The 13840-nt window shown below is 43.1% G+C and carries 15 protein-coding genes; 3 read left to right on the top strand and 12 right to left on the bottom strand.

Going from position 1 to position 13840, the window contains the following annotated elements; translation table 11 throughout:
* Positions 1–60 precede the first annotated feature (60 nt).
* From ytrF to NYE56_RS15230, 8 genes are all read right to left on the bottom strand, one after another.
* Positions 61–1371, bottom strand: coding sequence for an ABC transporter permease YtrF (ytrF, locus tag NYE56_RS15195; RefSeq protein ID WP_015251399.1), 1311 nt, complete (start codon positions 1369–1371; stop codon positions 61–63).
* On the bottom strand, positions 1361–2056 hold the full coding sequence (ytrE, locus tag NYE56_RS15200) for an ABC transporter ATP-binding protein YtrE (protein ID WP_014477726.1): 696 nt from the start codon (positions 2054–2056) through the stop codon (positions 1361–1363). Before ytrE ends, ytrF begins: the two co-directional genes overlap by 11 nt.
* A gap of 14 nt (positions 2057–2070) precedes the next feature.
* Positions 2071–3048, bottom strand: a complete 978-nt coding sequence (locus NYE56_RS15205) for an ABC transporter permease (protein ID WP_187953823.1) — start codon at positions 3046–3048, stop codon at positions 2071–2073.
* A 29-nt stretch (positions 3049–3077) separates the two neighbouring features.
* Positions 3078–4064: an ABC transporter permease YtrC gene (gene ytrC / locus NYE56_RS15210; RefSeq protein ID WP_029318287.1), complete on the bottom strand. Its 987-nt coding sequence runs from the start codon at positions 4062–4064 to the stop codon at positions 3078–3080.
* Entirely contained in the window at positions 4058–4936 is an 879-nt protein-coding gene (ytrB, locus tag NYE56_RS15215) for an ABC transporter ATP-binding protein YtrB (protein ID WP_004398506.1), read from the bottom strand. Before ytrB ends, ytrC begins: the two co-directional genes overlap by 7 nt.
* Positions 4929–5321 carry a GntR family transcriptional regulator YtrA gene (ytrA, locus tag NYE56_RS15220; protein WP_003229121.1) on the bottom strand — a complete coding sequence of 131 codons (393 nt, stop codon included), beginning with the start codon at positions 5319–5321 and terminating at the stop codon, positions 4929–4931. The genes ytrB and ytrA overlap by 8 nt, the downstream gene beginning before the upstream one ends.
* Before the next feature lie 33 nt (positions 5322–5354).
* Positions 5355–5492: a hypothetical protein gene (locus tag NYE56_RS15225; RefSeq protein WP_003229119.1), complete on the bottom strand. Its 138-nt coding sequence runs from the start codon at positions 5490–5492 to the stop codon at positions 5355–5357.
* A gap of 154 nt (positions 5493–5646) precedes the next feature.
* Positions 5647–5919 carry a YtzC family protein gene (locus NYE56_RS15230; RefSeq protein ID WP_003229117.1) on the bottom strand — a complete coding sequence of 91 codons (273 nt, stop codon included), beginning with the start codon at positions 5917–5919 and terminating at the stop codon, positions 5647–5649.
* A 161-nt stretch (positions 5920–6080) separates the two neighbouring features.
* On the opposite strand from NYE56_RS15230, the gene NYE56_RS15235 reads away from it, so the two are divergent.
* Positions 6081–7049 (top strand): TIGR01212 family radical SAM protein, encoded by a 969-nt coding sequence (locus tag NYE56_RS15235; RefSeq protein ID WP_341284048.1) that lies wholly within the window; start codon positions 6081–6083, stop codon positions 7047–7049.
* Positions 7046–7630, top strand: a complete 585-nt coding sequence (locus NYE56_RS15240) for a tRNA (mnm(5)s(2)U34)-methyltransferase (protein ID WP_123372863.1) — start codon at positions 7046–7048, stop codon at positions 7628–7630. The genes NYE56_RS15235 and NYE56_RS15240 overlap by 4 nt, the downstream gene beginning before the upstream one ends.
* On the opposite strand, the gene tbcS is transcribed toward NYE56_RS15240, so the two are convergent.
* Positions 7620–8723: a tetraprenyl-beta-curcumene synthase gene (gene tbcS, locus NYE56_RS15245; protein ID WP_033882168.1), complete on the bottom strand. Its 1104-nt coding sequence runs from the start codon at positions 8721–8723 to the stop codon at positions 7620–7622. The two genes, NYE56_RS15240 and tbcS, sit on opposite strands and share 11 nt — an antisense overlap.
* 20 nt (positions 8724–8743) lie before the next feature.
* Positions 8744–9523, bottom strand: a complete 780-nt coding sequence (ytpA, locus tag NYE56_RS15250) for a phospholipase YtpA (protein WP_004398545.1) — start codon at positions 9521–9523, stop codon at positions 8744–8746.
* A gap of 48 nt (positions 9524–9571) precedes the next feature.
* On the opposite strand from ytpA, the gene NYE56_RS15255 reads away from it, so the two are divergent.
* The gene (locus tag NYE56_RS15255; RefSeq protein WP_004399093.1) at positions 9572–10087 is read left to right on the top strand and encodes a gamma carbonic anhydrase; all 516 of its coding nucleotides are present in this window, start codon (positions 9572–9574) and stop codon (positions 10085–10087) included.
* A gap of 245 nt (positions 10088–10332) precedes the next feature.
* On the opposite strand, the gene alaP is transcribed toward NYE56_RS15255, so the two are convergent.
* Together alaP and asnB are read right to left on the bottom strand one after the other, a co-directional pair.
* Positions 10333–11724 (bottom strand): alanine permease AlaP, encoded by a 1392-nt coding sequence (alaP, locus tag NYE56_RS15260; RefSeq protein ID WP_341284049.1) that lies wholly within the window; start codon positions 11722–11724, stop codon positions 10333–10335.
* A gap of 136 nt (positions 11725–11860) precedes the next feature.
* A complete protein-coding gene (asnB, locus tag NYE56_RS15265) occupies positions 11861–13759 on the bottom strand; it encodes an asparagine synthase (glutamine-hydrolyzing) (protein ID WP_341284050.1) in 1899 nt (632 codons plus the stop codon).
* Positions 13760–13840 lie beyond the last annotated feature (81 nt).

Here is a 13840-nt window from a genome sequence, read left to right on the forward strand (position 1 = left end):
ATAGCAAAACGCTATCATGCGCTATAGAAAAAGCCGGCTGTCTCAGCCGGCTCGTTCGCATTATAGTTCTCTTCTCAACGCTGTCAGCACGTTGGTTTTTGTTGCTTTTCTCGCCGGGTTCATTCCGGAAATGACTGCGACCCCTCCGCAAATCACAACGGCAATGATCACAAGACTCGCCGGGATGTAGGAGAATGTGTAATTCAAGTCGCCCGCATCGCTTCCGCTTGTGGCCGCAAGAATCATCGGAACGGCCAGGTTGACAAGGTAGCTCACGCCGTAAGAAATGATAATCCCAATCACACAGCCTAAAATTCCGATATACGCGCTTTCCATCAAGAACATTCGGCGAATGATTGACGGGCTCGCCCCAATCGCTTTCATAATGCCGATCTCTTGCGTTCTCTCTGTCACCGCCATCGTCATCGTGTTAAAAATGCCGATCGCTGAAATGATAACTGCGATACATCCGACAAAGATCAGTCCGATTTTGAAGACCATGAAGAAGGTATTGGCTCCCTCAAGTTCGGTAGTCACTGATGTGACATAGTACCCGTCATCTGTTAGATCATTTGTCAGCTGTTCCACATTCTCAAACTTATCAGCAAAAACGCCAATGTTCGTTTCAACATTTCCGCCTTTGAAATCTAAGAATTCCGAAAAATCTTTTTTGAATTGATCACTGATAAAAATGTTTGAGTCCTCCATCCAGTCTTGAGATGGTTTTTTTGTAATACCGACAATTTTAAAGTCATATGTTTTTGTTTTTGTAACATCCCCTGTTTTAGGATCTGTCTTCGATACACTTAGTTCTATTGTTTTATTCAGAATATCTTTCGTATAGCCCTTTGGTTCTTTTATATCTTCTGGATTTCCTTTTGCTTCTTCGATTTTTTTATTATATTCTTCCGATTCTTTTTTCGTCAATAATCTCTTTGCGAAGTCGTATCCTACTACGATTTCATTTTCCGACTTTGCGACTCTTCCCTTTTCCAATTCCATATTGGCCTTTAATTCATCATTCATATTAGTAAAAATGAGATTTGAGCTTTCATTTGTACGATTGCCTAAAGTAGCTTTGTTTGGTTCATACACTTGCGTTCTTTCTACAACTGACCTTACGTGATCATACTTCTCTAAATCAGCTTTTTTAATCGGCTTGTCTCCTTCCTTGCCCATTACGCTGACTTTCGTTACAATCTGCTGGCTCATTGTCATATCTGTAATCGTCTTTTGAATCCCAAATCCAACGGACGACAGCACAACCAAAAACGCACACGCCATTGTTGTCGCCAGAATCGTCATAAAGACGCGAAGCCTGTTTTTCTTCATATTTCTTCTGATAAAATGAACCTGATCCTTAAACCTCAACGGTAATTCCTCCTTTTAGCACACCATCATGAAGCTGAAATTTTGAATGTCCGATAGAAGCGACTTCATCATCGTGAGTAATGATCACAAATGTAATGCCACGCTCACGATTCAGCTGCTGGATCAATTCCAGCACTTCATGTTCCGTTTCTGAATCAAGGCTTCCCGTCGGCTCATCCGCTAAGATAATCGAAGGATTTAAAATCAACGCTCGAGCAATACTGACACGCTGCTGCTGGCCGCCTGACAGTTCATTCGGATAATGAGCGGCGTGGTTTTCCAGACCGACGCGTTTCAGCATGTCCTGCACCTTTTGCTTCCGCTCAGAGGGCTTGATTCCTTTTAACGCCAGCGGCATTTCAACATTCTCATACGTCGTTAAACCCGGGATGAGCTGAAAGCTTTGGAAAATAAACCCGAAATGATCAAGCCGAAATTGCGCCCATTCCTTTTCATTAAACCCCGTAACATCAGTGCCATTAATGACAATCCGCCCTTTTGTCGGCGATATGTAGCCGGAAATCAAATTCAAAAGCGTTGATTTCCCTGAGCCGCTTCGCCCGACAATACAGGCGATCTCACCTTTCGCCACACGTAATGAAACATCCTTCAATACTGGAACTTCATTCTCACGGCCCTTTTTTCCGATCGTGAAAGAATGGTCGATATGCTGAACATCAATCATATGTTCTCTCTCCCTTACAAAAGTTTCGTTTTTTTATAAATCGCAAAATAACTAATCAAGAAACCGATTACCGCGCCTGCAGCCATGCCAATGAGATAGCCTGCAAAGCTCTCGCTGGCCGTAAAACCAAAATAGCCAAAGCCTAAAATACCAATGATGATGACGACCAATTGCACCGGACGATCCAATGCTTTCCACAAAAAGAAATATCCGTTTCGTTCATTTGACAGTTTGATGAAGCTGATGTAACCGATGATATAAAATATACCGCTCCAGGCTGCCGGAAAGAAAAGATATTGAGCTGAATCCATTACCCATTCGGGATTAACAAACATAATTGGGATAATATACTGAAGCCAATCAGGTATATCAGTATTTAAAAACGCGACATTATGTCCAAATATAATCTCTAAATTTTCGGCCGGTAAAGCAATCAATAGAAAAGGCAAGATAGTGACAGTAAATGAAACCAGCAGCTGCGAAAAAATATTTCCTGTTAAAGCACCTGCGGCCATGACTAGCGAATACGCCATTAAGCTGATAAGCATCATCCCTATACTAAGATGATGAAAATAAATCACTTTTTCCGGCTTCAAAAGCAAAATCAGGAAAACAGACAAAACATAACCTATGAGTTGCGGCACCACAATCACCATTCCGCCGGTAAAGAACTTCGTATTATATATCTGTCCGCGTGTATAAGGAAGACTAAATGTAAAATCAAACAAGCCCTTGCTTCGTTCAATTCCAAGCTGGCTGACCGCTAAAACGACACCCCAAATCCAGAACACTGAGATAAATGTACCGTTTAAATAGTTAATCGAAAATACGCAGTTTCCGACCCACTCGTTCTGATGATCAACGCAGCCTTGATATGAGATGTACGTATTTAAAACGGTAAAAGGATTGCTAAGCATAAGTACGAAAAAAACCGTGGTTAGCAGAGCTTTATTTTGCTTCCACTCTTTATAAAATAGCCCGGAATCTGGCACACCACTTCCCTCCAAACCGAAAGTATTCCTTAATGTTTCATTTTCTTATTAATAGCGAAGTAGCTCACAAAGAATCCAACAACTGCCCCAATGATCATTCCTAAAATATAACCAATCATTGATTGTCCGGCAGAGTATCCAAACAAACCAAATCCAAGAATACCAAAAGCCATAACCAGAATTTGCACCGGACGGTCTAATCTGTTCCATAAGAAAAAGTGTCCGTTTCGTTCACTTGGAAGCTTTTTGAAGCTTATCAAACCAACCAAGTAAAACAGAATGCTCATGGCAGCTGGAATCATTAAAATATATTTACTATGGATAAGCCAGTCACTATCAACATAACCAATGGGCACAAGATATAATAAATTGCTTGTCAGAGAGAAATACGCCTCAGGGGAAGGGAACATTTCCCATATACTCACGCCAAAAACAACTTCAAAGTTTCCAAGCGGTAATGCGACAATTAAATATGGCAATGCCGCAGCAGCAAATGCCGTTAATAACTGGGCAAAAACACTCCCCGTTAATGCACCAGCAGCCATCAACAAACAATAAGCCATAAAACTAATCACAATTACTCCAACGCTGCTGTGTTCAAAAAAGTAGACGTGTTCAGGGCTATAAACAAGAATTAGTAGCCACGCAAGTAAAAAGCCAATCAATTGTGACATCACAATCACAATGCCCCCTAACCAAAATTTCGTCTGGAAAATTTGGCTTCTGTTATACGGGAGGCTTAATATAAAATCCATCGTGCCTTTCGAACGCTCCATTCCGAGGAAGCAGACCGCCAAAATGACCCCCGGCACCCAGTTGATATCTATTAGATTGCTCCTATGATAATTCACAATAAATTCACAATATTGCGGGTCTTGATGAGCCAGACACCCTTGATAAGACAAATACGTATTAACAATAGAAAGCGGATTTGCCAGCACTAAAAACACAATACTCAGCAAAATCACCACTTGATTCTGTTTCCACTCTCGATAGAGGAGACCTCGGTCTACCATCTCCGCTTCCCTCCAAACTTCGCAATGAACACTTCTTCCAGGTTGACAGGAAGCTCATTCCATACTTTTGGCTTCAGCTCTCTCAAAAAGCTCTTTTTCTCCTCATCGCTTTTCGGAATCAGCACTGTGTAAAACACGCCGGCCTGATCGAGCATCGGAATGTTTTGCTCTCTGATGGCCAAATTGACATCTGTATCGAAAGCCATTTGAATTTTAATGTATTCTTCTTTTAACTCATCAAGATCCATGACGTTGGTCAGGCTGTTATCTTCAAGAAAACCAATTCGGTTGCACATCCGCTCTATGTCTTCAAGCCGGTGGGACGTAATCAGGATACTCGTATCACGCTCTGCCACTTCATCGACCATCAGCTGCAACACATCATGCCTTGTCACCGCGTCTATTCCATCCGTCGGCTCATCCAGGAGAATCAGCGCCGGTCTCGCCGCAAACGACAGAACGAGCGACAGCTGTTTTTTCAAGCCTGTCGACAGCTCACGGTATTTTTTCGTTTCCGGAATTTCGTATCTGTTCATCAGTTCATTCGCGTACGTGACATCAAATTTCGGATATATCCTTCTCAGGATATCGACAAGCTGCTTGTATGTATACTTGTCGTAAAACGGATTTTGAACAGGCATGTAGATGATATTTTGTTTGACTTTCGGGTGCTTTTTGATTTCTACGCCGTCAAATAAAATCGTTCCGCTGTCAGCGAAAATGATTTGCTGGATTAAGCGAAGCATCGTCGTTTTGCCCGATCCATTGCGTCCAAGCAATCCAAAGATTTCTCCTTTTTCGATTGTTAATGAAACATCTTTTAATACTTGATTGCCGTCAATCGCTTTTGACAGCTGCCGCAGTTCAATCATTTTTTTTGCCTCCCTTCACATCAGCACTGATTTCCTTTATCCATTCGTGCAGTTTTTCCAGCTCAACCCCTGCATAGTGTGCATCGATGATGAGCTGTTTGAGTTGCTCTTTAATCATCGTCATCTTCCCTTCAACCAGTGTCGTTTTTGCATTCTCCGATATATAGGTCCCTCTGCCCCGCAGCGTCTCAATAATCCCCTCTCGCTCAAGCTCTTTATACGCTTTGCTGACAGTGTTCGGATTCGCAATAATGATCGTTGCCAATTCTCTGACAGAAGGAAGCTTATCACCAGGCTTCATGATCCCTTTCAAACAAAGCTCTTTCATTTGCTGTATAATTTGTTCGTAAATGGGTGTTGAGCTTCTTGGATCGATTTGAATCATTTACTTCCCTACTTTCTATACGATCTGAACCTTTTATAGATAAAAATGGTCAATTATACTTTTTTGCCATTCAAAACCGATCATCACAAGAACAAGAAAAAAAGAACAAGCGATCACAGATGCCGCAATCAGCATTGGCACGTTACGTTTGTTTCGTTTTTTATGTTTCATAACTGCCTCCCTTAATGTCAATATATAAATGATTTTATATTAGTGTCTACAGTGTATTACTTCAATTAGTACACTTAATACAATAAATACTTTGACTCACAAAGTCAATCCTTTTTTTACAAAAAAACGGACCCTTTTAAAAGGGTCCGTTTTCCTACACATCAAGAGGGTGCTGCAGGATCATATTATTTTGCAAAGATTGAAGCTGAAGTCTCATTCTGTACAGCTGTTCTCTCTGCTGATCATTTGACGACAGCCATAGTTTATTCAAGGCATTTACCGCATCTTCTAGCTGCATTTGTGCATCACTATATTCTTGATCGTTATAATGCTCTTGTTTAGAAGCGATTTTCAGCTGTTCTTCAGCATAATCATAGGCCTGCATACATTGCTGGAGATGTTCATCTACTGATTGTCTTGTTGCCACAGTAACCCCTCCTCTTGGTAATGGAAATTATCCATCATTCATATTGTAGCCTCATCTGACTTTATTCAATAAAGTAATTTATGGTCGATATTCATTTGTTCTCTTGTGTAATGCGTGCTACAATTTTAGGATGCAATCGTACGCAAGGAGGCACATGAATTGTGATGCAGAACAATCCTTTTCCTTATTCAAATACGGAAAAACGCTATCATACATTGAATTATCATCTCAGAGAACATTTCGGCCATAAGGTGTTTAAAGTAGCGCTTGACGGCGGTTTTGACTGTCCGAATCGGGACGGCACCGTAGCCCACGGAGGCTGTACGTTTTGCAGCGCAGCAGGCTCCGGCGATTTTGCCGGGAACCGGGCCGATGATTTAATTACGCAATTCCATGACATCAAAAACCGCATGCACGAAAAATGGAAGGACGGTAAGTACATCGCTTATTTCCAGGCTTTCACAAACACTCACGCCCCGGTTGAGGTGCTTCGTGAGAAATTCGAATCCGTCCTCGCCTTAGTTGATGTGGTCGGCATTTCGATCGCCACACGCCCGGACTGTCTGCCTGATGATGTCGTTGATTACTTGGCAGAGCTGAATGAACGTACCTATTTGTGGGTGGAGCTTGGGCTTCAAACAGTTCATGAACGGACTGCACTTCTGATCAACCGCGCACATGATTTTAACTGCTATGTGGAAGGCGTCAATAAATTAAGAAAACACGGCATACGTGTCTGCTCGCATATTATCAACGGGCTGCCTTTGGAAGACCGGGACATGATGATGGATACGGCAAAGGCCGTCGCAGATTTGGACGTCCAGGGCATTAAAATCCATCTGCTTCACCTACTGAAAGGCACGCCAATGGTCAAGCAATATGAAAAGGGGAAGCTGGAATTTCTTTCTCAAGATGATTATGTGCAGCTCGTCTGCGATCAGCTTGAGATCATTCCGCCTGAAATGATCGTCCACCGCATTACAGGTGACGGACCGATTGAGTTGATGATCGGGCCAATGTGGAGCGTCAACAAATGGGAAGTGCTTGGCGCCATTAATAAAGAGCTAGAAAATCGAGGCAGCTATCAAGGAAAGTTCTTTCAACGGCTTGAGGAGGAATCAGCGCTATGATTTTGAAGAAAATTCTTCCCTACAGCAAAGAACTGCTGAAAATGGCCGCGGGAGAAGGAGATATTGTCGTAGATGCGACAATGGGCAACGGACATGATACACAGTTTTTAGCGGAGCTTGTTGGTGAAAACGGTCATGTGTACGCATTCGACATCCAAGAATCAGCCGTGGCCAATACAAAGGAACGGCTCGGTGACATGTATCAAGCGCGAACAACGTTATTTCACAAAAGCCATGATAAAATCGCTGAATCCCTCCCGCCTGAAACACATGGCAAAGTGGCGGCCGCGGTATTTAACCTCGGCTATTTGCCGGGCGGGGACAAATCAATTACGACAAACGGCAGTTCTACGATCAAAGCAATTGAACAGCTTCTCGGCATCATGAAAGACGAAGGTCTGATTGTTCTCGTCGTCTATCATGGCCACCCGGAAGGCAAAGCTGAAAAAAACGACGTGCTCGAGTTTTGCCGGGACTTGGACCAGCAAACAGCCCGTGTATTATCATACGGATTTATCAATCAGCAAAATGACCCGCCATTTATTGTCGCCATCGAAAAAAAAGCTCAGATCAGCAAATGATTTGAGCTTTTTTCTTTGAGTTTTTCATCCAGGACATTTTTTGAAATTTCCGGTAGGCTCTGCCGTTGATATAAAAGAAAAGGGAGGTTTTTCCGCTGGCTTTGATCAGCTTCTTTGCGAGCCGGCCCATTTCCTTTTGGCCTGCCACTTTATCATCTGACAAATAAACGCCAAGCAAGCCGCGATTGATTAAACGATGGAAGTTTTCATGCGGAATGCCTTGTAAATGCTCGTCGGCTTTATGGATAAAGTGTTCAAGCCGATTCATCATCTCTTCATGAGACTGATAATATGAGCAGAAATTCAAGTCTCCTTCCAGCAAGTCCTCCTCTTGATCAATCAAATAATCAAGAAGAATATGAAGACCCTGTATGTAAGGAAAATAACTGTCGCGGATTTTTTTAGCGGTGCTTTCTGTGAAATCAGGCTGGAACGAATACGCAACCAGACAGAAAATGCCTAACGTTGAGCCTGCACAGGCTGAAAATTCATACCATTCCATCTCAGGCAGCTCTGATTCATATTGAGTAAACCACTTTTCAAGCCGCGGAACACGCTCATGCTCAATAACGTGCTTATGCACCTGCAAATCGCAATAATAGCCGCACAGTTCAAGCAGATAAGGTTTAATCATGTCATAGTGCTCAATGGAACCAAGGACACGCTGGCACGTTTTGACCAGTTCGTGCAGATATCCGCTGTCATCCTGTTCTTCCCTGAATTGATAATAGTTTTGCAGTTCCGCCCCCACTGTCAGTGCGTCCTGCATTGAGGCATGGAGCATCCGAAAATCCTGCGGGTCCAGCGAGGTGCTGCGGTCACACAGATTGTCCAAATAATCACTAATCGTTTGATACGCGATGATAAACTCGACACATTTCTGTTTTTGGCTGCCTGACAATAAGGCCAGTATGCCGCCGCCTTCACAGTGAAACGTTTTGTCCCGAATACTTGCGGTTGCCTGTGCTTTCAATTCACTGTTATGAATCGATTCAGATTTTTGCTTCCATATGTCCAGCTCTTGATGAACGAGCGGAAAAATATCTCGATATACCTTTGCCATCAATCCAAAAGGATGTTCCGGTACTGTCAACACATGCACCCCCTACTAGTTCAAATATATTGATCAGTAAACGCTCTTGCTGCTTTAAAAACATCTTCTCTCTCGGGTTCATTGAAGATCTCATGGTAAAGCCCTTCCCACTCTCTGTATGCTTTATTATGAGAAGCAACACCATTAAACCACTTGATGACCATCGTTTTGTCAACAAGCTTGTCATCACCGGCTTGCATCACAAGAAGCGGAACTTTCAAAAATGCCTCTGTCGGCACCATTGCCGATTCAATTGTCTTTAAAAGCTCTCTGTACCATCTGACAGAAACTTTCCTGACGTATAACGAATCATTTTGGTCAGCCTCGATGACGTCCTCATTGCGCGTCGCCATATCAATTGATAATCCCGAATCAACCTTAAGTGACGGAGCGATGACATTCAGGCCTTTTGATGCAAGATCAAGCGCTTTATTCACTTTAATTTGCAGTCCGAGACACGGTGATGATAAAATTATTCCCGTAATCCTGGGATTTCTTTGCTGTTTAACCCATTCAATCGCGACCAGACCGCCCATGCTGTGACCTAGAAGAAAAACCGGCAGATCAAAGGTTCGCGCTTTATCTATCCAAGCATCTACTTCATCAATGTATTCTTGAAACGAGCGAATATGCCCTCTCGCTCTTGTCGTTGTTCCCTGTCCAGGCAAATCGCCCATGACAACGTGATAACCCGAGGACCGCCACATTTCAATCAGCCATTTATATCGTCCGTGATATTCACTTGCTCCGTGAATGATTACAATCACTGCAACAGGTCTGTCTGCTTTCCAGGTCCACATGCTCTTCACCTCATACGAAATTTAAATAGAGAAAGAAGGATGAATCTTATGATCTACCCTTATAAGGAACACAAGCCAGATATCCACCCAACAGCCTTTATAGCTGATAATGCAACAATTACCGGTGATGTCGTGATCGGAGAACAGTCCAGCATTTGGTTTTCTGTTGTCATAAGGGGAGATGTTGCGCCGACCAGAATCGGAAACAGAGTCAATATCCAAGATTTAAGCTGCCTCCATCAAAGCCCGAACAAGACGCTGCTCATTGAAGATGACGCCACGATAGGCCATCAGGTTACACTTCATAGCGCTGTTATCCGCAAGAACGCCTTAATCGGGATGGGCTCAATCATTTTAGACGGAGCCGAAATTGGCGAAGGCGCTTTTATTGGTGCCGGCAGTCTTGTCCCGCCCGGAAAAATCATTCCGCCTGGCCATCTCGCCTTTGGCCGCCCTGCAAAAGTCATCCGCCCTTTGACGGAAGAAGACCGAAAAGATATGCAAAGAATACGGTCAGAATATGTAGAAAAGGGCCAATATTATAAATTTCTTCAACAAACATAAGACCTGCTTCGTCTTACTTTACCATTTTTCAAATTATATTTGAAAGCAATAACCATCGTTAACCCGGACGTCATAACAGTTCGGGTTTCGATTTTTCCATAAAACGTTCACATATGGCATGAAACGTATGACTTTTATCTTATCACAAAACTGTAAACAGCCTCTGCAAACACACATACCTATTCTTTCCTGTTCTCTATTTTCTATGAGCACACACAAAAAGAGCCCACTGGGAGCTCTTTTTGTCAGCTGATATTTCGTTCGCTGGCAGCTGCTGCATTTTTTTTGTGAAACCCTTTTCCATAGTACACAGCCAGCAAGATGAGAAACCATATCGGCCCGATAATCACGGCTACTCTTGTATCAGGGCTGTAAGCCATAAGAATGACGACAAATGCTAGAAATGCCAATGACACATAAGACGTAAACGGAAAGAAAGGCATTTTGTACTTTAATTGTTTCTTTTCTTCCGGCTTTAAACTTTTCCTGTATTTTATTTGAGAAAGCAAAATGATTGCCCACGTCCAAATCGCTCCGAACGTCGCAATACTTGTAACCCAAGTAAATACCTTCGCAGGGACAACATAGTTTAACAGCACTCCGACTAATAAAGCCCCCGCTGAAGCCAGAACAGCTTTACCCGGGATGCCGCCTTTCGTCAGCTGACCGTATGCTTGTGGCGCCTCTTTCTGTTCCGCCAAGTTAAACAGCATCCGCCCTGTGCTGAAAATACCGCTGTTGCATGAAGACAGCGCGGCAGTCAACACGACAAAGTTAATGATACCTGCGGCCGATGGAATGCCCACTTTTTGAAATGTGAGAACAAATGGACTTCCTTGAGAGCCAATTTCCTGCCACGGATAAATAGACATAATGACAAATAAAGCGCCTACATAAAAAATCAAAATCCGCCAAAATACTGTATCGATTGCTTTGGCTAACGATTTTTGCGGGTTTTTCACTTCGCCAGCCGTCACCCCGATCATTTCAATCCCTAAATAGGCGAACATGACCATTTGAAGAGACAATAGAACCCCTTTTAAACCATGAGGGAAAAATCCTCCGTTGTTCCACAAATTGCTGATTCCAGTTGCAATGCCCCCATTGCCGACTCCTGCAATAATCATCAATAAACCGACAGTAATCATGGATAAGATCGCAACAATTTTAATCAATGCGAACCAAAATTCCAGCTCGCCGTAAGCTTTGACAGCCAGGAAATTAACACCCGTCATAATGACCAGCGCCGATAATGCCCAAATCCAGTTTGGCACGTCCGGAAACCAGAACCCCATATAGATGCCGACAGCAGTAATTTCGGCCATACAGGTGACAACCCATAAAAACCAGTAGTTCCACCCTGTTAAATAGCCTGCAAGCGGTCCCAAATAATCACGCGCATACCTGCTGAAGGAGCCTGCGACCGGTTTTTGAATGGCCATTTCCCCAAGCGCTCTCATAATAAAAAACATGACCAGGCCGCTTGCGGCATACGCTACCAAAATACCAGGCCCTGCTAATTGAATAGCTGATGCGGAGCCGAGGAACAACCCTACTCCTATAGCAGCTCCTAAAGACATTAAAGAAATATGCCTTTCTTCTAATCCGCGGTGCAGCTCTTGTTTTTGTTTTTGCATGCTTTCTTCTCCCCTAGAAAAAAATATCATTAAATCATTTTTCTGAATATTCCGTATAGATCGGGTAAATCAATGATGATGGAGAAATAAAAGGATAACAACAAGGCTTTCGACTACTCGAAAGCCTTGTTGTCTGTTACACAAAGATGACTTCTTTAGGCTGATGGCTCAGCTCTTCAGGCATATACCGTTTTTCAATATTGATGCTGTGCCAGATCATAAAGATCAGTACAGTCCAGATTTTACGGCTGTTATCAGCCTTGTCCGCACAATGGTCTTCAAGAAGCTGAAGGACATAATCCTTATGGATATAAGCATCCGTTTGGCTTTCCTGAATAATATTCCGCACCCATTCGTTCATTTCATTTTTCAGCCAATAACGGATCGGTACAGGGAAACCAAGCTTTTTGCGGTTTAATACGTGCTCAGGCACAATTCCTTCAGCGGCTTTGCGAAGAAGATACTTCGTCGTGCCGTTCTTCGTTTTCAGCTCATCAGGAATTTTTGAAGCGACGTCGAATACGACTTTATCCAAGAACGGCACACGCAGTTCCAAAGAATTCGCCATCGTCATTTTATCCGCCTTTAACAAAATGTCGCCGCGCATCCAAGTGTGGATATCGACATACTGCATTTTGTTGATATCGCTGTACGAGCTGCTTTCTGTAAAGTAAGTCTTCGTCACATCGCGATATGAAAGGTTCGGATTATAATGCTTCAACAGCTGCTTTTTGACAGACTCTTCAAAGATTTTCGCGTTACCGATATAACGATCCTGAAGCGGAGTACAGCCGCGCTCAAGCAGGCTCTTTCCTCTCATACCTTCAGGCATAACGGCAGCAACGTGCAGAAGCATCTTTTTCAGGCCGGACGGAATCCGTTCAAACGGTTTAAGCGAAAGCGGTTCACGGTAAATGTTATATCCGCCGAAGAGCTCATCCGCTCCTTCACCTGATAAAGCAACCGTTACATGTTTTTTTGCTTCTTTTGCAACAAAGTACAACGGAATCGCTGCCGGATCAGCAAGCGGGTCATCAAAATGCCATACGATCTTCGGAAGCTCATTCATGTATTCCTCAGGCGAAATGACTTTGCTGATATTTTCGATGCCCAGCGCCGCTGCCGTTTCTTTCGCTACATCAACCTCACTGAAGCCCTGCTGTTCAAAGCCGACAGAGAATGTTTTTAAGCTTGGATGAAATTCCTTCGCAACAGACACAATAAAGGAAGAATCAATCCCGCCAGACAGGAACGAACCGACAGGAACGTCACTTCTCATATGAACGTTTACAGAGTCATAGATCGCGTCTCGGACTTCTTTCACAAGCTTGTCTTCTTCAGTCTGAACCGGCTTGAAGTTTGCTTTGAAATACGTTTTGAATGTGATATCGCCGTCCGGGCGGATTGTGAATTGTGAACCCGGCTCTACTTTTTTCACATGGGCATCAAGCGTGCTTGGTTCAGGAACAAATTGGAAAGACATGTACTGCTGCAATGCCTCTTTATCTATTTCAATATCATTCTGAGCAACCATTAAACTTTTTCTCTCTGAGGCAAAATAAACCTGATCATTGATTGTTGTGTAGTACAACGGTTTAATGCCGAATGGATCTCTTGCTCCATAAAGCACATGATCGTTTTTATTCCAAATCAGAAAGGCAAACATACCGCGCAGTTTGGACGCCGCTTCTTCTTTATAGTGACGGTAAGTCGCAAGAAGAACCTCTGTGTCCGAATCCGTGTTGAATGTGTACCCCTTTGCTTCAAGTTCTTCTCTCAGTTCAATATAGTTATAGATTTCTCCGTTAAAGATAATCCAATATGTTTCATCTTCATATGATAAAGGCTGTCCGCCATTTTCTACATCAATAATGCTGAGCCGTCTGAATCCGAAGCCGACGTGCTCATCATGGAAATATCCATCACTGTCAGGACCGCGGTGAACGATCATTTGGTTCATTTGTTTGATTAGTTCTTCTTGATCAGCGGTTTGAGCTAACGGATGCTTGTTAAAAACCCCGACAAATCCACACATAGTATTGCCTCCATAATTAAAATTGTCATCATTGAACCCCTATTTATAGACGCTGTGAATAGTATTTGGTTTCACAGTTAT

The sequence above is a fragment of the Bacillus sp. FSL R5-0603 genome (genome assembly GCF_038050295.1).
GTDB classification, from domain to species: domain Bacteria; phylum Bacillota; class Bacilli; order Bacillales; family Bacillaceae; genus Bacillus; species Bacillus subtilis.